Annotated in this window: 24 protein-coding genes, 1 tRNA gene and 2 pseudogenes; 7 read left to right on the forward strand and 20 right to left on the reverse strand. The window is 39.7% G+C overall.

The features are described from left to right. Window positions 1-35: 35 nt before the first annotated feature. A tRNA-Trp gene (locus C427_RS20565) sits at window positions 36-112 on the reverse strand. 430 nt (window positions 113-542) lie between these two features. Here C427_RS20565 and C427_RS27910 point away from each other — a divergent pair. Beyond that, window positions 543-905: pseudogene (locus C427_RS27910) on the forward strand (YgjV family protein). A gap of 97 nt (window positions 906-1,002) precedes the next feature. Continuing rightward, window positions 1,003-1,707, forward strand: a complete 705-nt coding sequence (locus C427_RS20570) for a DUF445 family protein (RefSeq protein WP_007643182.1) — start codon at window positions 1,003-1,005, stop codon at window positions 1,705-1,707. Here C427_RS20570 and C427_RS20575 read toward each other — a convergent pair. The 6 genes from C427_RS20575 to C427_RS20595 all read right to left on the reverse strand — a co-directional run bounded on the left by C427_RS20575 (window position 1,704) and on the right by C427_RS20595 (window position 6,023). Continuing rightward, window positions 1,704-2,378 (reverse strand): RluA family pseudouridine synthase, encoded by a 675-nt coding sequence (locus C427_RS20575; RefSeq protein ID WP_007643181.1) that lies wholly within the window; start codon window positions 2,376-2,378, stop codon window positions 1,704-1,706. The genes C427_RS20570 and C427_RS20575 overlap by 4 nt on opposite strands. A 90-nt stretch (window positions 2,379-2,468) precedes the next feature. Then, window positions 2,469-2,885, reverse strand: a complete 417-nt coding sequence (locus C427_RS25260; protein WP_081589088.1) for a LysE/ArgO family amino acid transporter — start codon at window positions 2,883-2,885, stop codon at window positions 2,469-2,471. After that, a complete protein-coding gene (locus tag C427_RS26815) occupies window positions 2,867-3,016 on the reverse strand; it encodes a hypothetical protein (RefSeq protein ID WP_007643179.1) in 150 nt (49 codons plus the stop codon). The genes C427_RS25260 and C427_RS26815 overlap by 19 nt, the downstream gene beginning before the upstream one ends. Window positions 3,017-3,061: 45 nt before the next feature. Next, the gene (locus tag C427_RS20585; protein WP_007643178.1) at window positions 3,062-4,903 is read right to left on the reverse strand and encodes an ABC transporter ATP-binding protein; all 1,842 of its coding nucleotides are present in this window, start codon (window positions 4,901-4,903) and stop codon (window positions 3,062-3,064) included. Between the two features lie 70 nt (window positions 4,904-4,973). Continuing rightward, window positions 4,974-5,600, reverse strand: a complete 627-nt coding sequence (locus tag C427_RS20590; protein ID WP_007643177.1) for an RraA family protein — start codon at window positions 5,598-5,600, stop codon at window positions 4,974-4,976. Window positions 5,601-5,612: 12 nt separating this feature from the next. Then, the gene (locus C427_RS20595; RefSeq protein WP_015431275.1) at window positions 5,613-6,023 is read right to left on the reverse strand and encodes an MAPEG family protein; all 411 of its coding nucleotides are present in this window, start codon (window positions 6,021-6,023) and stop codon (window positions 5,613-5,615) included. Window positions 6,024-6,173: 150 nt separating this feature from the next. On the opposite strand from C427_RS20595, the gene C427_RS20600 reads away from it, so the two are divergent. From C427_RS20600 to C427_RS20610, 4 genes and pseudogenes are all read left to right on the forward strand, one after another. Then, on the forward strand, window positions 6,174-6,425 hold the full coding sequence (locus C427_RS20600; RefSeq protein ID WP_034900290.1) for a hypothetical protein: 252 nt from the start codon (window positions 6,174-6,176) through the stop codon (window positions 6,423-6,425). Window positions 6,426-6,479: 54 nt separating this feature from the next. Continuing rightward, entirely contained in the window at window positions 6,480-6,680 is a 201-nt protein-coding gene (locus tag C427_RS20605) for a hypothetical protein (protein ID WP_007643170.1), read from the forward strand. Between the two features lie 15 nt (window positions 6,681-6,695). Then, window positions 6,696-6,800 (forward strand): annotated as a pseudogene (locus tag C427_RS28910) (serine hydrolase); the annotation flags it as partial. A gap of 733 nt (window positions 6,801-7,533) precedes the next feature. After that, complete coding sequence (locus tag C427_RS20610; RefSeq protein ID WP_007643168.1) at window positions 7,534-8,415, forward strand: universal stress protein; 882 nt, start codon at window positions 7,534-7,536, stop codon at window positions 8,413-8,415. 910 nt (window positions 8,416-9,325) lie between these two features. On the opposite strand, the gene C427_RS20620 is transcribed toward C427_RS20610, so the two are convergent. The 7 genes from C427_RS20620 to pyrC all read right to left on the reverse strand — a co-directional run bounded on the left by C427_RS20620 (window position 9,326) and on the right by pyrC (window position 14,295). Continuing rightward, window positions 9,326-9,598: an AAA family ATPase gene (locus C427_RS20620; protein WP_007643160.1), complete on the reverse strand. Its 273-nt coding sequence runs from the start codon at window positions 9,596-9,598 to the stop codon at window positions 9,326-9,328. A gap of 17 nt (window positions 9,599-9,615) precedes the next feature. Further along, complete coding sequence (locus C427_RS25265) at window positions 9,616-9,975, reverse strand: hypothetical protein (protein ID WP_007643158.1); 360 nt, start codon at window positions 9,973-9,975, stop codon at window positions 9,616-9,618. A gap of 234 nt (window positions 9,976-10,209) precedes the next feature. After that, window positions 10,210-11,589 carry an ATP-dependent RNA helicase DbpA gene (dbpA, locus tag C427_RS20625; RefSeq protein WP_007643156.1) on the reverse strand — a complete coding sequence of 460 codons (1,380 nt, stop codon included), beginning with the start codon at window positions 11,587-11,589 and terminating at the stop codon, window positions 10,210-10,212. A gap of 196 nt (window positions 11,590-11,785) precedes the next feature. Next, entirely contained in the window at window positions 11,786-12,145 is a 360-nt protein-coding gene (locus tag C427_RS20630) for a Clp protease/crotonase-like domain-containing protein (protein ID WP_015431277.1), read from the reverse strand. Between the two features lie 30 nt (window positions 12,146-12,175). Beyond that, window positions 12,176-12,310, reverse strand: coding sequence for a hypothetical protein (locus C427_RS28335; protein WP_007643152.1), 135 nt, complete (start codon window positions 12,308-12,310; stop codon window positions 12,176-12,178). A gap of 86 nt (window positions 12,311-12,396) precedes the next feature. Further along, on the reverse strand, window positions 12,397-13,218 hold the full coding sequence (locus C427_RS20635) for a substrate-binding periplasmic protein (protein WP_007643150.1): 822 nt from the start codon (window positions 13,216-13,218) through the stop codon (window positions 12,397-12,399). A 45-nt stretch (window positions 13,219-13,263) separates the two neighbouring features. After that, window positions 13,264-14,295, reverse strand: a complete 1,032-nt coding sequence (pyrC, locus tag C427_RS20640) for a dihydroorotase (protein WP_007643148.1) — start codon at window positions 14,293-14,295, stop codon at window positions 13,264-13,266. 206 nt (window positions 14,296-14,501) lie between these two features. On the opposite strand from pyrC, the gene C427_RS20645 reads away from it, so the two are divergent. Then, a complete protein-coding gene (locus C427_RS20645) occupies window positions 14,502-16,277 on the forward strand; it encodes a lysophospholipid acyltransferase family protein (protein WP_007643147.1) in 1,776 nt (591 codons plus the stop codon). 767 nt (window positions 16,278-17,044) lie between these two features. Here C427_RS20645 and C427_RS20650 read toward each other — a convergent pair. The 6 genes from C427_RS20650 to C427_RS20675 all read right to left on the reverse strand — a co-directional run bounded on the left by C427_RS20650 (window position 17,045) and on the right by C427_RS20675 (window position 22,889). Beyond that, complete coding sequence (locus C427_RS20650) at window positions 17,045-17,908, reverse strand: amidohydrolase family protein (protein WP_007643146.1); 864 nt, start codon at window positions 17,906-17,908, stop codon at window positions 17,045-17,047. A 572-nt stretch (window positions 17,909-18,480) separates the two neighbouring features. Continuing rightward, window positions 18,481-18,825, reverse strand: coding sequence for a hypothetical protein (locus C427_RS20655; protein WP_148285934.1), 345 nt, complete (start codon window positions 18,823-18,825; stop codon window positions 18,481-18,483). Window positions 18,826-18,897: 72 nt separating this feature from the next. After that, window positions 18,898-19,929, reverse strand: coding sequence for a porin family protein (locus C427_RS20660; protein WP_007643138.1), 1,032 nt, complete (start codon window positions 19,927-19,929; stop codon window positions 18,898-18,900). Window positions 19,930-19,953: 24 nt separating this feature from the next. Then, window positions 19,954-21,234, reverse strand: coding sequence for a TRAP transporter large permease (locus tag C427_RS20665; RefSeq protein ID WP_007643136.1), 1,281 nt, complete (start codon window positions 21,232-21,234; stop codon window positions 19,954-19,956). After that, window positions 21,231-21,749 (reverse strand): TRAP transporter small permease subunit, encoded by a 519-nt coding sequence (locus C427_RS20670; RefSeq protein WP_187292368.1) that lies wholly within the window; start codon window positions 21,747-21,749, stop codon window positions 21,231-21,233. Before C427_RS20670 ends, C427_RS20665 begins: the two co-directional genes overlap by 4 nt. A gap of 66 nt (window positions 21,750-21,815) precedes the next feature. Then, window positions 21,816-22,889, reverse strand: coding sequence for a TRAP transporter substrate-binding protein (locus C427_RS20675; protein WP_007643132.1), 1,074 nt, complete (start codon window positions 22,887-22,889; stop codon window positions 21,816-21,818). Window positions 22,890-23,130 lie beyond the last annotated feature (241 nt).

Consider the following 23,130-nt stretch of genomic DNA (forward strand, 5'->3'; position numbering starts at 1 on the left):
CGTCACCTAAAAATGGGACATTTTTGCCAATAAAGTGGCAGGGGTGGAGGGATTCGAACCCCCAACCATCGGTTTTGGAGACCGCTGTTCTACCAATTGGAACTACACCCCTAAAACTCATAGCGACCATCGGATATCAGATTAACTATCCAACAACGCAAATTTTAGTTACATCAACCTTGAAGAAACATCGATTTTTCGGGAAAAATTCTGAATCACTATCAAGGAGGGAGCCGTATTATACTTATTGGCATCGGGGATTCAAGAAGAAAGATGAAAGAACACAATCATAGGTCGTTCGAACCTCCTGAATGTATATTTAATTTTTAACTTCGCAAGCGCTTAGATGCTAACGTTATAGTATCAAAATCAGACAATTTAGGCTGTTAATATTTTATGTATTCAGTAACCTTTGTTGATTGATTTTATCGCTATCTTTGAATCACTTAATCCCTTGTTTTGGCAAAATCTATCGGGTTAATAGCTGCCGTTAACGCTTTTTTGCACAGGAATAATCAAAAATTCAGATACTATCTGACTGCATTTACTTTTTCATGTTTGGGCTTTGGAAAACCTCTACTATGGCCCTACTCGGTAGTGCTCGTAATTATGTATCCAGCTTAACCACGAGTGTTTGGGTGATGTTGATACTTGTATTCACGGTTTGGCTAATGGCCATTCCCAATAGCACTGAATGGGTACATCTATTGCCGTTACTAGGTGCAACGCTTGGCACATGAGCGGTGTTTAAAGAACAAGTTATACGTATGCGGCTTTTCATGTCAATAGGAACACTAAGTTGGTTAAATCATAATCACTTAGTTGCTTCAATAGGCGGCGTGATCATTGAAGGTATGTTTTTAGTGGTAAATGGGCGAAAAATATTTAGGTTATTTAAAGAATAAGTAATATTAAGATAAACATTATGCCGTTCACTAGTTGACAGCAAATCATTTACTGATATAAAACCTTTTCATATTTAACACTCTTGGAGTTTTTTCTTTGAACAAAAGTATTATCACCAATGGATTAGCTATCGCCTTAGTTTTTGTGGGCTTTTTCTTAGATAACATAATCGTAAAAACCGTTGGTTTATTTGCTGTATCTGGTGCCATCACTAACTGGTTAGCGATACATATGCTGTTTGAAAAAGTTCCTGGATTATATGGATCGGGTGTCATTCCACAACGCTTTGAAGATTTTAAAAGCGGTATTCGTACGCTGGTGATGGAACAGTTTTTTAGTGAAGAAAACATTCAACGTTTTTTAGCCGACAGTAATCAACCTATGCAAGTGGATTTTGCCCCAATTATTAGAAAGGTGGATTTAGCACCGACATTTGACTCGTTGGTAGAGGTTATCAAGGCATCTTCATTTGGTCAGATGTTAGGCATGTTCGGCGGTGTTGAAGCTCTAGAGCCTATGCGACAACCCTTTGTGGAAAAAATGGGCTCCGCCTTGGCTGATATTACTCAAGATCCTAAGTTTGTATTGCTGCTACAAGAAGAGCTAACCCAGCCGGGCGTTCAGCAAGACTTACATGTCAAAATCAATCAAATTGTTGAACAGCGTTTAGATGAGCTCACACCTGACATGGTTAAAGACATTATCCAAAGCATGATCAGAGAACATTTAGGTTGGTTAGTGGTATGGGGCGGTGTGTTTGGCGGACTAATTGGACTGTTGGCTGCTTTATTCAACGTTTAAAAAAGACAAGGACTAGTGAGGGTCACGCGTTGTTGAGAATGCGGATGGTCGAAAGTAATATCAGAGGCATGCAACATTAGCCTAGAAGCCATTTTCTGGGTTACCTCCGTGCCATAAAGGTCGCAACCTAGAATTGGATGCCCAATCGCCTGACTATGAATACGCAACTGATGGGTTCTTCCAGTCAAAGGCGTAAACAACACTTTAGTAGCTACTGGCTTATCTAGCCTTGCAGTCACTTGAAAATGACTCTGGGCTGATTTTCCATCTTGATGACAAATTTTTAGCCGAGGGAAAAGTAATGTGTCTTTAGCTATGGGTAAGTCAATCAGTCCCTCACTATCCTGCACCTCTCCAGCTAAAATACTCACATAACGTTTTATGATGCTTCTAGCTTGAAACTGCTTAGTCAGGTTTGCATTAACCACTTTGTTTTTAGCTAATATCATTATTCCTGAGGTGCCTAGGTCTAAGCGGTGCGTCAACCTGATATCAGGATATTGCTGTACTAACCGGTAATGAACAGAATCTTTATTCAGTGGGTTTTTACCTGATAAACTCAATAAGCCACTGGGTTTATTGATGCCTAACAAATATTCATCTTCAAACAATATTTCTATTTGCTCGAGACAAAGTGGTGCCACAAAGTGGTCGATAATGATAGTTGTCAATTTAAGCTCATATCAATAAATTCTGATAAACAAATATAACTAAACCTGTGGCAATCCATACCATCACTAAGCCAATGACAGAATCTAAAATCATCCATGTTTACTCTTTTCAAAAAACGGAATGAGTTTTTTAGAAGCATATCCCAATCCAAAAAACCAAACGAATGAAGCAACGATTGAGCCTAGTAAAAACCAGTGTTTTTCTTCTCTACCCAATGTTCCACCTATGCCTCCATTTATCACTAATGTATCTAAATAAACATGTTGATTGAATAGCGTTATAGCTAATGTAGTTAACATTAATTTGGCAAGTGATTGCTGCTTACCCACTCCTTGTTCAATATGTAAGTGACTATTTCCTTTGCAAGCTCTTATAAAGGAATTGCATGCATACCAGTACAAAAATATAGCACCAAGTATCGATAAAAAATTAAGGAAAAATGGCGACGTTTGTAAAATGGAACATACACCTACTATACCTAGGGTAATTAATGCCGCATCACAAATAAAACATACCGCGCAAGCATAAAAGACTTTTGACCCAGTAAACCTTGTCTCAAAATATAGGCATTTTGTGCACCTATGGCGATAATCAAACCACCAGAAATCAATAGTCCTTGAATAAATATGCCTATCACAGACAAACTCTTATTTTCTAAAGAACTTTTTTAATTAGTTAAATTTTATTCTAAGCCAATAAAACCACCTGTTTGATGCTCCCACAATTTGGCATAGATCCCACCTTTGTGTATCAATTCTGTGTGGGTGCCTGATTCAACAATCTTGCCTTGGTCAAGCACCAGCAATCTATCCATCTGCGCAATAGTAGATAACCTGTGAGCGATAGCCAGTACAGTTTTGTTTTCCATAACTTTATTCAGACAATGTTGAATTGCCGCTTCTACTTCAGAATCAAGTGCAGACGTAGCTTCATCTAAAATCAAAATAGGCGCGTCTTTCAACATAACGCGAGCTATAGCGATACGCTGACGTTGACCTCCCGAGAGTTTCACTCCACGCTCACCTACGTGTGCATCGTAACCGGTGCGGCCCTGCAAATCAGACAAGGTTTGAATAAACTCATGGGACTCAGCTTGTTTGGCCGCTTTTAGCATATCCTCTTCACTGGCATCTAAACGCCCATACAGAATGTTATCGCGCACTGAGCGATGTAACAATGAAGTGTCTTGGGTCACCATGCTAATATTGGCACGCAAGGTTTCTTGTTGAACCTGACTAATATCTTGTCCATCGATAGTAATACTGCCGCTTTGGATATCATAAAAACGTAGCAGTAGATTAACCAAAGTAGACTTTCCAGCGCCTGAGCGGCCTACCAGTCCTACTTTTTCGCCTGGTTTAATTTTGATATCAAGATCTTTAAACACTGTAATAGGAATATCATTAGCGCCAGCATAACCAAAGTTCACTTTATTGAAATGAATCGCCCCTCCCTTCATTTCTAAGGCTTTTGCATTGGGTTTATCTTGCACATCAACAGGCAACGACAAACTGTTGATGCCGTCTTGCACAGTACCGATATTTTCAAACAGCGAAGATACCTCCCACATCACCCATTGCGACATACCATTAAGGCGTAGACACAAACTCACGGTAATCGCGATTTCACCAGGTGTGACCAACTCCAACATCCATAGATATATCGCCAGCGCAGTAATACTGAATACCAGTAGAGCATTGCTAAACCAAACACAACCATACAACACCGTTACCAAGCGCATCTGAGGATAGACTTTTTTCAAGAAACCCAACATGCCCTCTTTGGCGTATTCTGCTTCGCGATTGGTGTGAGCAAACAATTTGACTGTGGTGATATTGGTATAACTATCCACAATACGCCCTGTCATCATCGAACGTGCATCGGCTTGACGTTGCGACACCCTTTTCAATTTGGGAATAAGCGTACGCAAGATCACTAAATAAACTAAAAACCAGATAATAAGGGGAGCACTTAAGCGCCAATCGGCTGAGATAACCAAAAACAAGATACTGAAAAAATACACACTAACATACACTAAGATATCCAGTGTTTTCATCACGGTTTCACGCACTGACAACGCAGTTTGCATGACTTTAGTGGCTATACGTCCAGCAAACTCATTTTGAAAAAAGCCTAAGCTTTGACCAATCATATACCGGTGTGCTTGCCAACGGATTTGCATCGGGAAATTTCCCATCAGTCCCTGATGTGACAACAAAGATTGAGTCACCACTAATACTGGTAAAATAACCAATACCAGTATTGCCATCCATATAAGACTGCCTAACTCTTGCTGTAAAAATGTTTCTCTATCGCTTTCAGCCAACCAATCAACCAGTTGACCTAAAAAACCAAAGAGCGATACTTCTAGTGCAGCAATGGCGGCAGCTAAAATAGAAACACAAAAAATAACCGGCCACATACCTTGGGTATAGTAACGACAGAATGCGAAAATTGTATCAGGTGGTTGTGTTGGGTGAGCAGCAGGAAACGGATTAGTTAACCGTTCAAAAAATGAAAACATGGGGATTATTAACCTTGGAATTACGCAGCTTGCTAAAAGATAATTTTCAGCAAGCCATTTCTAAATTAGGCTAATCAGAATACCCTAATTCTTGCAGTTTCGATTCAACTTTTTTCGAATGTTGGACTTTCCAATCAGCCAAATTCATCGAAGCGTCTTTATCTGTTCGAGCTTTGGCAAGCTTATACACCTCTGTGAGTTTATCTTTTGGAATAACCGCAATGCCTTCTTCATCTGCCACAATATAATCACCGGCATTAACCGTGACACCGCCACACTTAATAGGTTGATTAAGAGGAAACATTTGTTCTTTAACACCTGGCTTGGGCATCACACCACGTGCATAAATTGGAAACTGCGCCTCACGAATTTCAGCAATATCTCGAATAAACCCATCAATAATCATAGCAACAACGCCTCTCTGCTTGGCAATAGCACAGACATTACCGCCAGTATTGGCATAATCAGGGCCTGCTTCAACGACAAGCACATCGCCTGCTTTAGCACGATAAATAGCTGCGTGCAGACTTAGGTGGTCACCTTTTCCACATTTAACAGTAAATGCAGGGCCAGCAATACGTGGCATCTGCGGCCACATTTGATGAATGACGGGATCAATAAACTGCTCTATGGGTAAACCTTCAGAATATTCGCATGGAGAGACGTCGAGTAACTGTTCAATTGTCGGTTTTGACATACTACTAAACTCCTATAAATTTTGAGGCGAATAAAACCACCCAATAAAAACAAATACCAACCTGCGCCAAGAAAAAGCGAAGCGAATCTGAACCGCCAACACACTCGTCGATATTAAGTGCGTAATAGACTGCCCTAAACGCGCTGCCAACAACAGCAAGGCTAAGTTATTGGTGATTGCTGCAGAATCAGTTGCCAAAGCCAACAACATCAAACCACCTATAAACGCAAAACTCTCAACACAGTTACTTTGTGCTCTCGTTATCCGTTCACCAAAGCCAGGTGAGTTAGAGCCGTCGGCTTTAAAATCATTTACCGCCTGCTGCTTTTTTGCCACCAATACAGTGCGATATACCGCTAGCCAAACCAATAACACTAAAATCCAAGTGATATAGCCCAAAAGTCCAATAATAGTGTCGTTCATCAAATTCTACCCCGATAAAAAGTGGGTATTACTGTATATCAAACAGGATGCGATACCAATTAGTGTTAGTTAATATCGACTATTCTTGTCTCAACGCTTTAATAGGATTGGTTCTAGCCACATTCGTCGCGTTTCCACCTGCAGTTGCCCGTGCAACCACAATTTGTTCGTCCGACAAGAAAAGACTTCAAACCAGATCAACATCCCGTAAATAAAAATCGCCCAGCAATAAGGTTGGCAATAATAACTGCCATTGAAAATGGCCATATCAATAGAACGGCAATATCTTTAAAAATTTATGTAAAAAACCATTTTAAGTTAATAGAAAATACGATTGCTGACTTTGTATCTAAAGCGTGGGAAGCACCCACTTACGTGATGCATTACAAACTAACCCACTAAGAAACATGGAGGTTTTCCATATGTTAATATGGCCGAAAGCCACAAGGTGATGTGATGTATAAAATAATCATAATAATGCACTTAGCCCTTTCTTATAATACATTTTCTAATCAATTAAATACTCATGATGAGCTAACTGATACTTTGGATGAAATCTGGATACAAAACGATATCCTAGCAATAGCAGTCGCTATATTCAGCAACGGCAAAGACGCCTATATTAAAGGTTTTGGGTATCTTGATGAAGTAAAATGAAAGCCTACTACGAAAGACTTATTATTTCTAATTGCTTCAATATCTAAGCTTTTTAGTACTCAAGCCGTTACGCAACTGGTTGAAGATAAGAAATTAAGACTCAATGATAATGTTAGCTAATATTTATCAATCTTTGAAAATACTCATATTACTATTAAATAGTTACCTACCCATTCGTATGGAGTAAGTGACTCTGTGAGACCAGTAAAATTTGATGAAAAAAGATCTGAATAGTCATACCTAGAGTTAGTCAAAAATGCAGCAGTTAATAACGTAGAAAATAAAATATTTGAGTATAGTGATACAAGTTTTAATATTTTAAGAAGTGTTGATAGCACTTGTTCTGAAGTCTAATTTGAAAATATTTTTGATGCCCGCAAGTATGTAAAGCAGTCAATATTTCGGTGGTATAAATGAAAATACTCCTGAGGCCCCACCAACTAACATTGGGAAATTAATTGATAAAAGTGAGCAACGTCCCTACGACTCATCATTTAACCTGAGTGAAGGGTTAGTTAGCAATGTTTATGATTTAAGCCTGCCCCTAAAACTAACACTCACTAATGAAATTGCTATTCTAAAACAACAAACCTACAAAAATATGTTGGAGCCGAAAATTAAAACGGTATGGGGAGAAATATACATGGGGTTGGGGTTGGCAAGAATACAAAAGCGATAATACTGAATGGCTGACTAAAAAAAATGATATCTGAAAATGTCGTTTTATTTAAAAAAATAATCCAAAAGCCGTTTCAATAATTAGCCTACTATGCTGTTATTTATTGTTGTAGATCACATACCTTCCTGCATACAATGGTCATATGCAATTTATATAAATGTTCAGGGATCACAAATGAAAATTGAAAATATTTTGGTCATTGCAGATCAACAAGACAAGCAACAAAGCGCTCTGGCACATGCTAAGTCATTGGTTAAGCATACAGGAGCCAAAATTCATATTGTGGCCTTTCATTATGAACATTTAACTACGCTAGTAACCAAATTAAACAAAGAACAGCAGCTTGATATTCAAAATAAGATTATCTCCTTAGGAGAAAAGTGGTTAAAAAGCGAAATAACTCATGTAAAACTACAAGAAAAATCAACAATGGAAGTGGTATGGGAAAAAGATATTGTTGAATGGATTAAAAAACATTGCACCTCGCAATCTTACGACTTGATCATTAAAACAGGGCACCGCAGCGAAGGGCCCTTTTACGTGCCTACAGACTGGCATCTAATACGCAATAACCTTGTGCCGACTTTACTTGTAGCAGAAAAAAAATGGCGGAAAAAACAATCCGTAATGGTATCACTTGATTTAGGTACCCACCTAACATCAAAACAAGCACTCAATCAGCAGTTGCTTGATGCAGGGATAACCTTTGCCACAAATACAAATATGCCTTTACATATTTGCTACAGTTTACCTATATCATCAGTATTAAAAGATTTGAGAATAATTGACAAGAAAGCCTTAGTGAATGACGCCAAATCGAGATACCTTCCAATCATCGAAAGCATGCTGGGAGAATATGAAATTCCATTGGCAAATATTCATTTTAAGGCCGGTCCAGCATCCAAAGTGATCCCAAGTGTCGCCTCAAAACACGCAGCTGGATTGGTCATTATGGGCAGCATCGGACGAAAAGGTTTAAAAGCGAAACTAATGGGTAATACTGCTGAAAGTGTCTTAGCATTATTAAAGACTGATATCTTAGTAATTCAGCCCTAAGTGATTCGGGTCAAAACAACGTTAATCAACCTTAACGTTGTTTTGACCTCAATAATTCTTTAATGTCCTAATACATTCTTTTCAGATTTTTTTGATTGTTTTGAGGCTTTCTTTTCCTTTGCAGTCAAAAGCGGTTTCTTTTTAGAATCTTTTTTGTTGTCTTGTCCTTTGCTCATTCTATTTACCTTTAATCATACATTTAACTACCTCAGGTCAGTTTAGGCCAACCGGTGCACATTTCTAAGAATTGATACCTATCAAAAAAGCGTTCTCAATCCATATCTATCTTAGTCTGTGTTCAATGATTTGCAACAAAATCTAGACTCGTTTATCTGTTATTTATCAAATTTACTGAGCCCAAAAGCACTAAAAGAATATGACATATTTATCATCATCGATCACGTTGCCGAGTCAGATTCTGGTTCTGGTTATGACATCGCCAATACACTGCACCGCATCGACCCCAACATTGTTAAATTTCAATGAGAGGAAGCAGGATTTACCTTGATTGAAGAAGCCTTATACCTTCGTAATACCAAAGGTGATCTAGATAAAAGCGTATTTGCAACTGATACGCGAGGAAGAACTGATAGGTTTATTTACAAATTTGCTAAGCAATAAATAAAATATTATTAATATTGTAAGCGCTTACTGCTAACAAATAGCGTTAATTAAAAGAAACAATTCATCAATAGACTGTTGAATTGTTTTCCCAGCAGTATCAAGTCTTACGATCTCTTTTTCCCAAAGTAAATACTCACGCGCTTGAACTTGTTTCCATGTGGGTAGTGTTAAGTTTTGAATACAGGATGGACGACCTTCGACTCTTCGTTGATGTTCGTTAATACTCGGCTTTATCTGAACAAATTGCTTCTATATTAACAAAATAAATGCCTAAATCAGTGGCTACTTAGTGCCATGCAGTTCTTGATTCTGAAACTGAATTACATGAGTCAGTAACCACTGACAGACCACATTTTAAGTTGTCTGTCGCTATTCTAAATGCCAGTTGATAACCTTCATCAGCTGCATCAACACGATAAATATCTCTTAGTCCTTGTTCGATGGCATCAACTCGTTGATAAGTGACTCCAATATGTTTTGCCAGAGCAGATGCCAAAGTACTTTTACCTATGCCTAGAAGGCCTGAGAAAATATATAGAACCGATGAGGCCTTATCCATAAGATTCTAACCAATAACTAAATGCTGGAAATACAATGATTAGAGCAGTCATGACGGTGCCGAACTGACTCGGTAAAATAAGCCAGCTTTTGACAAGGATTGGAAGATTTGCAGAAAACCTGGACCTCATTATCAGGATAGGTTTCAACTTTGGATAACTGATGTCTAAGTATAAACTGAATATTATGGCTAGCGATGATAATCTTAGGCGAAACACGTTTTCCACGATAGATATTGCGTTCGATTTGATAGGTGTAAAGTACCTCTGCGTGGTAGTCCTGAGCAGATATAATAATTGCAGATCCAAACTTATCTAGACCCAGATGGTTCAATTGCCCTCGAGTACTTGGCCAACTGCGGGTAATCGGCTGAAACAAAACCAAATACCCTCAGATTAAGAAAGCATAAACAGCACCCCAAAACCAGACTCCTTGCCTGTCACCACCTAAGGCTAGATTCCACACATGATGGACATAATCTAACATTCAGCTTAACCCTGAGTTAACGTTACAAAAAATAGCAACTGTTGGTAACTATTCCAAAATCGCTAGATAGTTATCTGCGTTTTAACTAGCAACTCGTCTTTTGGGGTGACCGACTCGATGCTGCTTTTAGCTTAACTTTCTAGCCTTGAATTTACGCCCTTTCAATTTACCTTCATTAAATTGTTTTAGTGCACGTTTAATGCTGCGCGTTTTAACGGCTACATATGTATGAGTTGCTGTGACATTTATCTTACCTATATCATCACCGGCTATATCTGCGTCTTTCGTTAAAGCGCCCAAAATATCCCCAGGGCGAATTTTACTTTTTTTGCCGCCATCAATACATATAGTGGAGTATTCGGGTTCAATGAGACGATTTGCATGAAAACGCAACGCTTGGATACCGGTCCATTTTATTTTAGCTTTTTGATAATCTTCAATCGCATTGGCACGAGGCATTTCTTTTTTGGTACACAAGGTTAGCGCTAAACCTTTGGCATCCGCACGACCTGTTCGGCCAATACGATGTATATGTACTTCAGGGTCTGGAGTGATTTGGTAACTAATAACTGCATTCACAGCTTTAATATCTAAACCGCGCGAAGCCACATCAGTAGCGACCAACACAGATACACTTCGATTAGAAAAGCGGGTTAACACTTCAGTTCTGTCACGCTGCTCTAAATCACCGTGCAAAGCTAATACAGACACACCTAACTTAGTCAATTCGTCTGCCACTTCTTGGCAAGCGATTTTAGTATTACAAAATACAATAGCCGATTCTGTTTGATAGTGACTTAACATTGCCGCCACTGCTTTAATACGATGCGGCTCTTCCACTTCAAAAAACAACTGTTCAATACTGGTGGCCTCATGAGTGGCCTCAACACTGACTTCAAGAGGGTCACGCTGCACGTCTCGACTTATCTGCGCAATAGAATCAGGAAAAGTGGCAGAAAATAGCAAGGTTTGCCTGTCTAGAGGCACTGCATCAATGACTTTAGCCATTTCTACTTCAAAGCCCATATCCAACATACGGTCGGCTTCGTCGAGCACTAGGGTATTTACTTCACTTAAGTCTAGTCGACCGCGAAATAAATGGTCCATGAGTCGCCCTGGGGTACCTACAATAATATGTGCGCCATGTTCGAGTGAGCCAATCTGAGGACCCAAAGGCGTGCCGCCACATAACGTTAAAACTTTAATATTATGAATACCACGGCCTAACTTACGGATTTCTAACGCCACTTGTTCAGCAAGTTCGCGGGTAGGACACATAACTAATGCTTGAACTCGAAATCGCTTCACCTTGAGGTTGTGCAATAAACCTAAACCAAAGGCAGCCGTTTTACCGCTACCGGTTTTGGCTTTGCCGACTACATCTTTGCCTGCAATAATGGCTGGTAAGCTCATGGCTTGGATGTCGGTCATTTCTTTGAAACCCATGGATTCCAAGTTATCGAGCAAGGCGTTGTTTAAACCTAGTGAAGCAAATTCTTTATTCAAAATATTCTCTTTGGTTGGTAGACCACTTAACGCCTAAAGGCTGCCATGGCGGTCTTTTTCAATACATTCGTCAAGCACTTGCAATAATTCCGCTCGTACTTTTAATTTAGTATGGTGATGGGCCTTCATATCTAGTTTTGTCATAGCCAGAGCAATCGCTTGCACCCTAGGTACAAATTCTACTTCGCTGACGACCTTATCTAAAAAATCCAGCGATGACTGCTTCTTTCGGTGAGAACATTTCAGCTAAAATCACTGAACGATTAAAAAATACTGGCGCCAATCTACCTCTGGCTAATTCTACACCACCATGGGGCATAGTCATACCTATTGCGACTTCGTTTAAACCAATCTTAAATGCCCCATCAACACCGATTCGATAATCGGCGGCTAGCAATAATGATGCGCCTTGGCAACCGCATGACCACTGCAAGCTGCTATCACAGGATAAGGAAACGACAGCATCCTCACTGCCAATGTTAAACCTTTTGGCTAAGGCCATAGCCGTATTCATGCTGCCACGCATTACTTGCAAATCAAAACCACCAGAAAACATTCCAGCTCGCCCGGTTAAAACCACGATTGCCTAAGTTTTTTCTGCTTGATCGAATGCTTGATTATGTTCGTCGACCACTTGATGTGAAATAGCGTTTACTTTGCCATTTTGGATGGTAATAGTGGCTACTTGGTTCTCAATTTGACAGCTAACAAGTTCACTCATGTTAATTCTCTTGATAGAGTAATGAAGGGGTATTTATCTTTAGTAAACAGGGTTAAAAGCAAATTATAAATTTACATCGCAGACTATCAATCAAACTTAGTCGATTTAGGATTAGGCAACAGACTAAGATGGATGTTGGTTTTAATGATTGCGGACAATTCACCTGAACGCTTTATTTCAGACAACTCTTGATTAACCTGTGCCATTTTAGTTTGCCATTTTTTATTAAAAACAAAAGTTAATTCTGTTTCTTCAAGTGGCTTAGATGAGCGCCAAACTTTACGCTCTATTCCCAAGCTATTTATCTCCCAAATTGCTCTGTGTTCATTCATATTAAGTAAATCACAGCGTTTTTTTAATAACAACGTAACCAGAGCGACTTGACTAGACACTTTCACTGCTCTTGCTACATTGTCAACAAAAAAACGATCAAGGCTAGGGTATTGGTAATCTTCTCGAAGACAGATGGTTTTATCCCTCAGCCAATCTAAAGGTTTGCCACTTTCGTTAAAAGGATTGAGGCTATATAGAAACTCTCGGTACATGAAAACGGGATCAGAAAATATTAGTTGTTCTTTATTCGTCACCCACTCTGGTGAAAGCCAAGTGACATCGGCTTTTCCATTTAAAAGCGACTGTTCTAATCCCTTTCTCGGCATGGGTAAATACTCTAGTTCAAGATTTAGCTCGCGACTTAACGCTTGTGCCAATTCTGGTATAATGCCGCGATATTCTGAATTTGATGTTGTATAGACAAAGGGCGGCTCTTCAATATAAATAACCGCCAATCGGAGCGTTTTGGCAGCTTGTCCACCTTCATCAGCCAAAAGTGAAGTAGTTACCACAACCATCCAAAATATAAATATTTTTAGGCCAGGTACAGGTATGTAGACTTGAAATAAGTTCATCCGATTATAATAGAGAGAGTTTGAAGAAAGTACATTGATTAATTATTAAACTAGTTTCCAATCAACTGTTTTTCCTGCAAAAAATGGCACCATCGCATCACCGTTTGGCAAAGTGACAAATTCAGGCACAGTCCAACTCTGTTTACGCAACGTTAGCGTGGTAGTATTACGTGGCAGACCATAAAAATCAGCACCGTGGAAACTGGTAAAACCTTCCAATTTATCTAAGGCTCCTAACTCATCGAATACTTGAGCATAAAGTTCCAGAGCGCTCCATGCACTATAACAACCTGCACAACCACAAGCATTTTCTTTGGCATGTTTGGCATGTGGTGCTGAGTCAGTGCCTAAGAAAAATTTGTTCGAACCACCAGCTACTACCTTGCGCAGAGCTTGCTGATGCGAGCTACGCTTTAATACAGGTAAACAGTAGTTGTGAGGTTGAATGCCGCCTACCAATAAATCATTACGATTTAACAATAAATGTTGTGGAGTAATAGTGGCACCTACATTACTAGCACTATTAAGAACAAAATCAGCCGCGTCACTGGTAGTTATATGCTCAAAAACTACTTTCAATTCAGGGAAGGCCTGCACAATTTTAGCCATATATTGATCGATAAATATTTTTTCACGATCAAAAATATCCACATGGCTTTCAGTGACTTCACCGTGAACTAATAGTAATAAACCTTGTATTTGCATCTCTTCAAACACCGGGTATAACGCTTCAATACCGCTTACGGCTTGTGCTGAATTGGTAGTCGCTCCAGCAGGATATAACTTGGCCGCTATGACACCTGAATTTTTGGCATCGATAATATCTTGTTTAGTCGTTTGATTCGTCAGATACAGGGTCATCAGAGGTTCAAAATGACTACCCTGTGGGCGTGCTTTTAAGATACGAGTTTTATATTCCATCGCTAATTTAGCATTTATGACTGGCGGAACTAAGTTAGGCATAACAATCGCACGGGCAAAACATCTAGCGGTAGCGGGCACTGTTTCTCCAAGTAAATCGCCATCTCTGAAATGTAAATGCCAATCGTCTGGTGTGATAATGGTAATCTGTTGCATCTTTAACCTGCTTGAATTTTCTATAAAACTGATAGTAGTTATACCGGTAGTATGCCTTAAAACTAGCTGCACACACCAAACTCTCACAACATTTGTTACCCCAACCGCATAATACGTTGTCATCAATCAATAAATTGCTGAATTCACAAGAAAATTAAAGCACTATTAGTGTCATAAATTATTCATCTTTCTCCTGGAACTGTTTTATGCCTGCAGCCATCAGCCTGCTTAATGTTGTACCTGATAATAAGAAGAACGTTTTTAGCAAACCTCTCTTCAAATTATTAGATCGTGTCCTGGCTATCAATAAGTTAGATGACTTGTATCGTGAAAATAATCTTCACGGTTTAGACAAAACAATCTTTGCAAAAAGCCTATTAGATGGGCTGAATATTCAATTACTGGGCTTGCAAGAGTTACAAGCTAAGATCCCTAAAACGGGGCCACTGGTTATCGCTAGCAACCATCCTTTCGGGGGTATAGAGGGAGTGTTTTTGGCTTGGGCAATTGAACAAGTGCGCCCCGACATAAAAGTGATGGCTAACCAAGGGCTGAAAATATTTCCAGAGCTTGAAGACTATTTCATTTTTACCAATCCGTTATCGGAAAATGACCCGAAAAACGCGCCCTCTATTCGTTATTGCCTAAAACATGTAAAAGCTGGCGGAGCATTACTTATTTTCCCCGCGGGACGCGTGAGTTATTTTCAAAAAGACACAAAACGCATCGCCGACCACCGCTGGAACAGATTGATTGCCAGCATCGCCAATCGCACGAATGCAAGTTACCTACCTATATTCGTCAGTGGCCTCAACAGCCCGTTGTTTTATCGTTTAGGGCGAATTTATTTTCGACTGAGAATGTTGATGTTACCCCGTGAGTTAGTCAACAAACGTGATGCCAAAATAACGATGACGGCTGGCGAACCTATTGCGATTAAGCATTATGCAGAAAATATCGACACTGGCACACAAACCGAATTGTTTAGAGCACAAAGTTATTTGCTTGATCCTGATTGGCAAAAATCATGGCCAGCGGATCCTGTCACCCAATTACAACCACTTGCCCCTGAAGTTAAAGGTGAGAAAATTTTGCAAGAAGTGCAGCAGCTCCCTAGTGAACAACACCTGCTCGATCACAAATATATGTCGGTGTATTTTGGTTATCAACATCAAATGCCAAACACAGTAAACGAAATTGCCCGTTTAAGAGAATTGGTTTTTCGTGAACATAACGAAGGCAGTGGTGAACCGCTTGATACCGACCACTTTGATGCCACATACACTCATCTGTTTGTCATGCAAAAGGAAACAGGACAAATAATCGGTGCATACCGAATGGGGCAAACTGACAAGTTGTTAGCCGATGGCAACTTAGAAAATCTATATTTGCATCGTATGTTTGATTTTGGTCCTGACTTTGTGAATCGGCAACAGCCTTGTCTAGAATTGGGACGATCATTTTTAATACCTGAATACCAACGCAGTTTCCTAGGCTTATTTTTGTTGTGGCGCGGTATTGGTACTTTTGTCTGTCGTCATCCACAGTACCGAACGCTTTATGGCACTGTCTCGATCAGTAAGTTATACGACATACGCAGCGCTGCTATTATTCAGCAAGCTATGGTCACGCCTACAAACAATGTTGTACCCAGAGCGCCGTTCGAACATGAGTTACACCCAGAAGTAAACGCTTTTGCTCTGCAACATGGATTAGAAGACCATGTCAGCGCTTTGCTAAAGGGCATCGAACCCGATGGCAAAGACGTACCCATCTTACTCAAACACTACAACAAACTCGGCGCGGTATTCCATTGTTTAGGCATAGATAAAAGCTTTAACGATACCCCCGGATTATTGCTCAGTGTGGACTTGCCGAACGCGCCTGAGAAATTACTCAAGCTGTATATGGGTGATAGTTGGGAGGAATATAAAAATGGGGCAAGTGCAGTAAAAATAAAAAGTGCAGTAGATAGAAATTAGTGAATAGATGCTAGTTAAAAGCAAAAGACTAAAGTTTATCACCACAGAGGGCCACAGAGCACAGAGAAAAGAAAGTTGCTGCTTGGCTGAAAGGATAGATATCTATTATTGCTGGCTAATAGACTCTAATTAAATCTGATTGACGGCAATGAGCGAAAAGCAGACAAACAAGTTAATCATCTTAAGGACAGCAATTCCGACAAAGCGGTCATTAGCACTTAGAGTTATATTGGTGCATTTTGCTGCTAAAACCCTTCAACATCAACTTCTCTATCCGTCAGCAATGCACCAATAGCGGTTATAGCGCATTATATAGAATAATCACGGTTATCGACCAACCATAAGTCATTCAACCTTAATTAACTGCACTTAGATTGATTAGGTTATGCGCTCGTTGCATGATGATATTGAGCGACATCCATTTGATTATTTCAGCTTTTCTTTCGATGCAACGAGTTACTTTATTCTTAACGAATACTCAGGGCTTACCATAAAACGCTGTCTATATTTCTTTCAAAGAGTAAAGAGTACTTAACAAACTTTAGCTGTTTTTTGAAAGGACTACCCCTTAGCTCACGGAATAATCGACTATAAAGACAGAAGAAATAACAGAAACCATCATAGGCTATACCAGCATTATTTTTAAAAACATCAATATCGGGTTGATGGGCAGTGGCCTCAACACCTTCTAAATGGTTTAAACTGCAACGACATCAAGTTCGAACACAAATACCACTAGGTATCTAAAACTTAGACCTCTGATTGATCTAGTCTAGGTGCTGTAGAGAATAAAATTCTGTAGCCGTTTGTGACCAAATTTGCATCTGTTCAATTTGGCTGGTATTGCTCAAAAATGCCTCAGTTACGTCCACCCACTGGGCGTAGTCTGTGGCTAGATTCAGCACTGGCCAATCACTGCCCCACATAAGTCGAGATGCACTGAAAACGTTCATTAGTTGGCGCATGTAAGGTACTAAACCTTCGTAATTTGGATTAAAGCCAGCTTCAGTCACCAATCCTGATAACTTGCAATATACATTTGGTTTTTCTGCCAATGCCTTAATATCTTTTACCCATTGAACAAACTCTCGTCCAACGACATCAGGTTTGGCTGCGTGGTCTATCACAATATTGAGGTCTGGGTAACGATTAACTAGCTTCAATAATTGATTCAAATGCCTAGGTTTGACTAATGCATCAAAACACAATCCCAACTGTATTAAAGATAAAAACGCTGCATCCAAAGCAGGATTAAGCATCCAATCGTCGTCCTGAATATCCTGAATCATTGGTCTGATTCCTTTGAAATACGGGTTTTTTGACAGCCTCGCAAGATGATAAGGAGCCTCCGCGTCTTGCATATCAACCCAACCAACCACACCAACAATAAAATCGATGCTTGCAGCTATTGACAACATATATTTAGTTTCAGATATATCAGGCGCAGCTTGTATCAAAACAGTTTTATCTATACTTAATTTTTTTTGCCGACTACGTAAACCTTCCAATGAAAAATCTGAGGTTATTGCCCCCATATCTTCGGTCAACCAATTGTAATAGCCTAGTTTGCGATTACAAAAATGATGATGACTATCGATGCGCATGAGGGTTTGTGTTGTCTGTATATTCATTTTTTCCGCTGCCCTTTATTGCTCCACTGGTTCAGATGATTATTCATACAAAAACCACTGTTTTTTAACATGTAGCTTAATACACGAGAATATAAAATATTTGAGCATTAAAATACTCGTTAATTATTTTGTTCAAGAGTAAAGTGATAATTTACTTGCGGTTGCCATGTTTTTATCTGCCCAATCTGATCCAACAAGCGCTGTAAATTCATCTGTCAAAGTAGTCATCACATCGCTCCTAAGTCAACGTGAGTTATATATTCCAGTGCTCTTCGAAGGAAACATGGATGTCTATGCAGATAGGACGCCCTTAGCATTCATTTGTGAGCAAAGGTACTCTTCATAACTTAAGCAAAGCGGAAATCATTGAAATGATGATGGCACGATAGTCGCGTATGACGAGCACATAACCGGAACAATCTAAGGATAAATATTCAAGATTGAATGGCTATATCAGGCACAGGCTGACTAGCGAAGTTGAGCCAATAGTGGGCATTCGAATAAAATAAATATGATGTCCTTTTTACCCTTTCTAGACACTATTTCTATGAATCACACACATAATGTATTTTTTAGTTATTCTTGAGATACTGCTTATATTTCAACCATAGTAGGAACTCTTGATAATCTGCAGTAAATTCAGTCTTCGAATGACTCCATAACTTAAATAATTCAAACTCATTTTCAACTCCTGAAACATCTGTTTCTTGAGGTTTCTCTTCGCCATTGATGCTCGATTTAGGCGATTCTGTTTTTTTTGACGCCGTTAATTGACTAAGGGAAAACTCTCCTTTTTTACCAGTAAATACGCCAGGACCATCTGACAATTCGTCGTTCGCGTAGGTTTTACTGCACACTAACATTAGACTCAATGTGAAGATCAATAACGCTCGTTGCCTTAAAATTAAATAACACATTATCAGTTGTTCTCAATAAGATTCATGAATACCAAATAGACTGGGTGTAAATTTGCACCCAGTCAACATAGATTAGAATTTCACCATTCCACCAAGGGCAAAGGCATTAAAAGAATTTTGTCCTTCTGTATCCCCTTCCGTAGCCTGTACCCAGACTCTTACCCCACCTACAGGAACAAAGTGATAAGCGAGCGTTGTCCTGTTGTGTTCTGGCCCAGAAACGCCTGATGCGTCTTCAGAATTATAGTTACCCATGCTGACGCTTACAGCATGTTTACCTTGTGTGTAGCCTAATTTCCAATTTAAAAAATCTCGTTCACTGCCATTTAGTTGGTCAGCTTGTCCGTATGTGCCAGTGAAATTTACGCCAGAAGAATGTTTATAACCAGCAAGTACTCCGCGGCCGCTCTCAGCTCCAAAAAAACCCAAACTACCGTTACCATCGATATTGGCTTGAGGATCTGCATCATTGTCGGCATCTCCATAGTCTACCGTCCAGGCGTTGACTCGCCAGCCATTGGCCAAATATTTGATAGCAAATTCGTAGCCGCTGTCTTCATTGAGCTGAGCGTAGAATTTTGCGCCGTCTAAAAAGCTTGGTGATTCGTAACTAATTCGTTCATTAAAAATAGATTGCGTCTGCACAAAAGGCGTTTGGCTTTGAGCACCCGGTCCTCGTCTTGTTGAACCAAAACGTTGGCTCATTCCCAAAGGATCTGACCACCATGTGCCTGATTGATCCACATCAGATACTACCCAGGTAATCGCTGCGCCAGTACCCACTTTAAGCTTACCAAATTTGCCTGCCACCCATATTTCCTGAATACGGTTGCGAGCATTACTATCATTTTGCAGTAAGTTGGACACGCCCTCGTCCAGGCCAATTTCAACTTGGGCACCAATGGTTAGCCCTTCATAGTCGTAAGAGCCTTTGATACCAATCGTTGATTCAGCAAATTCGTGCCGGCCAAAATAGAGATCGTCAGAGGTATCGTCGCTGACAATGTTATATATGACACGACCATATGCGGTCACCTCAGCAGAGGCTGTTGGCACAACTAACAAAGACGATAATGTAGCGATGGCTATAAGTGTTTTTTTCATGTGTTTCTCCGTTTTTTTATATTATTAAGTTAGAATTAAATGATTTGGAAACAGAATAACCAGTATCAATACGGCCAACTGCATAAATATGAAAGGCACAACCCCTTTATAGATAGTTGTTGTTTTCATGGATTTTGGTGCCACGCCTTTGAGGTAAAACAAACTAAATCCAAAGGGAGGGGTTAAAAATGAGGTTTGTAGATTCATGGATATGAGCACTGCAAACCAGATGAGGTCAATGTCTAGAGCAATCGCCACAGGCGTCAGAATTGGCACCACAAGAAAAGCAATTTCAATAAAATCGATAAAAAATCCGAGTATTAAAATGGTTAACATAGCAATCAATATGAAAGTCCATTTTTCGCCCGGTAATTCCATAAATATCTCTTCAACAAGATACTCACTACCTGAATAACTAAACACCATCGAAAAAGCTGTGGCGCCAATTAATACAGCAAATATCATAGAGGTTACTTTGACTGTCTCTTTGGAAACTTCATTAAGTTTGGGTAGCGAAAAACCGCCATATATAATGGATAAAATAACCGCACCCACAGCACCAATGGCCGAAGATTCAGTCGGTGTTGCTACACCTGTAAAAATGGAACCAAGCACAGTCACAATAAGGATAATCGGTGGGAAAATATCTTTTGCAGCTTGGATCAACAACTCACGTTTACCCTCAGTTACAACCATAGGGGGGCAAAATTCTGGCTTTATTTTTCCTAACACCAAGATGTAAATTGTATAAACTATGATCAGTAACATCCCTGGGATCACTGCCGCTCTAAACAGATCCCCTACTGGTACGCCCATTACATCACCCAAAATAATCAAAATGATGGAAGGCGGTATAATTTGCCCCAACGTACCGGCTGCGCAAATCACCCCAGCAGCAGTAGGTTGGTGATAGTTGTTTTTAAGCATAACCGGCAATGATATAACCCCCATTGCCACCACACTTGCTCCTACTACACCGGTAGATGCCGCTAACAGTGATCCCACAATAATAGTCGAAACAGCAACACCTCCCGCAATACTGCCAAACAACTTAGCAGACGATTCCAACAAACGTTCAGCCAAACCTGTTTTCTGCAGCACTATGCCCATATACACAAACATCGGGATAGCCATCAGTGTGGTATTTTCCATGATGCTCATAATGCGATAAGGCATAAAAGCAAAGAGTTCAGGACCTAAAACAATCACCCCGACTAAAACAGATACTCCAGCAAAAGTAAAAGCCACCGAGTAGCCCATAAATAAGCATAAAAATGCGATAGCAAACAGTATAATACCAGTCATTGCTGTGCCTCCTTACGTTCAGGGGACAGCAGATTTTCGACTTCATTTAACACGATATATATGATGCTAAGCGTTAAAAACACTGAAGAAATAGGGATAACTGAGCGGATAATCCAACGATATGGAAGACCACCAGGGTCGGCACTACCTTCACCCATTTCATAGGCTTGGTAGGTATAGTCAATGCTGAAATAAAGTATTAATAAAGTAATCGGTAACGCAAAAACAATGGATCCAAAAATGTTGACGAATGCCTGGGAGCGTATCGACATTTGATCGTAAAAAACGTCTACTCTTACGTGGCCGTCTTCTTTAAATGTATAACCAATCCCAAACATAAACATAGCGCCAAACAAGTGCCATTCAAGCTCTTGCATCCCAATACTCACGTCATTGAAAAAGTAGCGCATAATCACGTCATAGAAAACGTTAAGTACCATTAACAACATCAGCAGACTGCATAGATGACCTACACTATCAATGATCTTTCTAAGTATGTTTAAGACTAAATGCATAATGTTTCTCGATTTTCTGGCACATCTATACAAGCCTGTACCAGACAGTTTTACGTGGGTTAAATATTATTGTGCGTCGAAGTTGTCAAGATAAGCTCGATCAGAGAAGTTAGTCCAAGCTCGGATTTGCTCCTGATAATCTGTTATGGCATTTAGGATTTTCTTGGTTTGTGGATCTTTTTTGGCAAAGTCATGCAGAAGATCTGCATTTGCCATACGGATAGCAAACATCACGTCTTTAGGGAAAGAGCGAATTTTTACGTTAGGATATTCATCCTGTAGCTTGGCTAAATTCACACCACTTTCATGCATAGACTGAGCATACATATCATATGCAGCGGCTTTCATAGCTATAGTGAGAATTTGTTGTAGGTCGGCTGGTAATGTATCGTATGCTTTTTGATTCACCATAAACTGTAATTCAGTCGCTGGTTCATGCCATCCAGTGTAGTAATATGGAGCAATTTTATGGAAGCCCATACGTAAATCTAATGACGGACCTACCCACTCAAGGGCGTCAATAGTGTTGCGTTCTAAAGCTGTATACAACTCGCCCGAGGGAATATTAGTGGGTTTTGCTCCAAGCTTTGCCAGTACTTCGCCAGCAAATCCTGGAATGCGCATTTTCAAACCTTTTAGGTCTTCAACACTGTTAATCTCTTTACGAAACCAACCGCCCATCTGGTTTCCCGTATTGCCACCAGGAAAGGACATAATGCCATATTTGTCATAAGTCTCTTTCATTAATTCCATGCCGCCACCGTAGTAGAACCATGCGTATTGTTCGGGTGCTGTCATGCCAAAGGGTACGGTAGTAAAAAACATCGTATTAAAATCTTTACCCTTCCAATAATATGAAGCAGAGTGACCCATTTGATATTGGCCGCTTTTAACAAAGTCAAAAATACCTAGTGCAGCTTTATGTTTGTTGGATGAATCGATGCGGATGGTCAGTCGGCCGTTAGACATTTCATTTACCATTTTAGCCATGTTTTTGGTGGCATCACCAAAAATTGGAAAATTTGCTCCCCATGTTTCGGCTAGTCGCCAAGTATACTTTTTGCCGTCATCAGCATTTGCCCAGCCTGATAAACCAATACTTATAATTAGAAATACCTTTAACACATGTATATTTTTCATTTTTTTCCTCTTAACTTTAATGTCAGGCAACACGAGTTGCCGTTTTGTAAATATTAATGTTGCAGGAATGTTAAAGGGTTTTTCGTGCCAGACTATTCGTATAAACGCCCATTTTGACTAGGTGTCATTGCTTAGGTATAAATCTCTAGGTAGTTATACTTAGGTATAAACGGGGTGATTATTTATGTCAAAAGCGGCATAATGTTAATTTTATGTAACGTAAAATATTGGACTTGCTGAA

Source organism: Paraglaciecola psychrophila 170 (assembly GCF_000347635.1).
GTDB classification, from domain to species: Bacteria; Pseudomonadota; Gammaproteobacteria; order Enterobacterales; family Alteromonadaceae; genus Paraglaciecola; species Paraglaciecola psychrophila.

Coding starts and splice junctions, on each gene's coding strand:
- C427_RS20585 (WP_007643178.1), bottom strand. CDS start 4,903: ATGTTTTCATTTTTTGAACGGTTAACTAATCCGTTTCCTGCTGCTCAC.
- C427_RS20590 (WP_007643177.1), bottom strand. CDS start 5,600: ATGTCAAAACCGACAATTGAACAGTTACTCGACGTCTCTCCATGCGAA.
- C427_RS20595 (WP_015431275.1), bottom strand. CDS start 6,023: ATGAACGACACTATTATTGGACTTTTGGGCTATATCACTTGGATTTTA.
- C427_RS20605 (WP_007643170.1), top strand. CDS start 6,480: ATGTATAAAATAATCATAATAATGCACTTAGCCCTTTCTTATAATACA.
- C427_RS20610 (WP_007643168.1), top strand. CDS start 7,534: ATGAAAATTGAAAATATTTTGGTCATTGCAGATCAACAAGACAAGCAA.
- C427_RS20620 (WP_007643160.1), bottom strand. CDS start 9,598: ATGGATAAGGCCTCATCGGTTCTATATATTTTCTCAGGCCTTCTAGGC.
- C427_RS20630 (WP_015431277.1), bottom strand. CDS start 12,145: ATGTTTTCTGGTGGTTTTGATTTGCAAGTAATGCGTGGCAGCATGAAT.
- C427_RS28335 (WP_007643152.1), bottom strand. CDS start 12,310: ATGAGTGAACTTGTTAGCTGTCAAATTGAGAACCAAGTAGCCACTATT.
- C427_RS20635 (WP_007643150.1), bottom strand. CDS start 13,218: ATGAACTTATTTCAAGTCTACATACCTGTACCTGGCCTAAAAATATTT.
- pyrC (WP_007643148.1), bottom strand. CDS start 14,295: ATGCAACAGATTACCATTATCACACCAGACGATTGGCATTTACATTTC.
- C427_RS20645 (WP_007643147.1), top strand. CDS start 14,502: ATGCCTGCAGCCATCAGCCTGCTTAATGTTGTACCTGATAATAAGAAG.
- C427_RS20650 (WP_007643146.1), bottom strand. CDS start 17,908: ATGAATATACAGACAACACAAACCCTCATGCGCATCGATAGTCATCAT.
- C427_RS20655 (WP_148285934.1), bottom strand. CDS start 18,825: ATGTGTTATTTAATTTTAAGGCAACGAGCGTTATTGATCTTCACATTG.
- C427_RS20660 (WP_007643138.1), bottom strand. CDS start 19,929: ATGAAAAAAACACTTATAGCCATCGCTACATTATCGTCTTTGTTAGTT.
- C427_RS20665 (WP_007643136.1), bottom strand. CDS start 21,234: ATGACTGGTATTATACTGTTTGCTATCGCATTTTTATGCTTATTTATG.
- C427_RS20670 (WP_187292368.1), bottom strand. CDS start 21,749: ATGCATTTAGTCTTAAACATACTTAGAAAGATCATTGATAGTGTAGGT.
- C427_RS20675 (WP_007643132.1), bottom strand. CDS start 22,889: ATGAAAAATATACATGTGTTAAAGGTATTTCTAATTATAAGTATTGGT.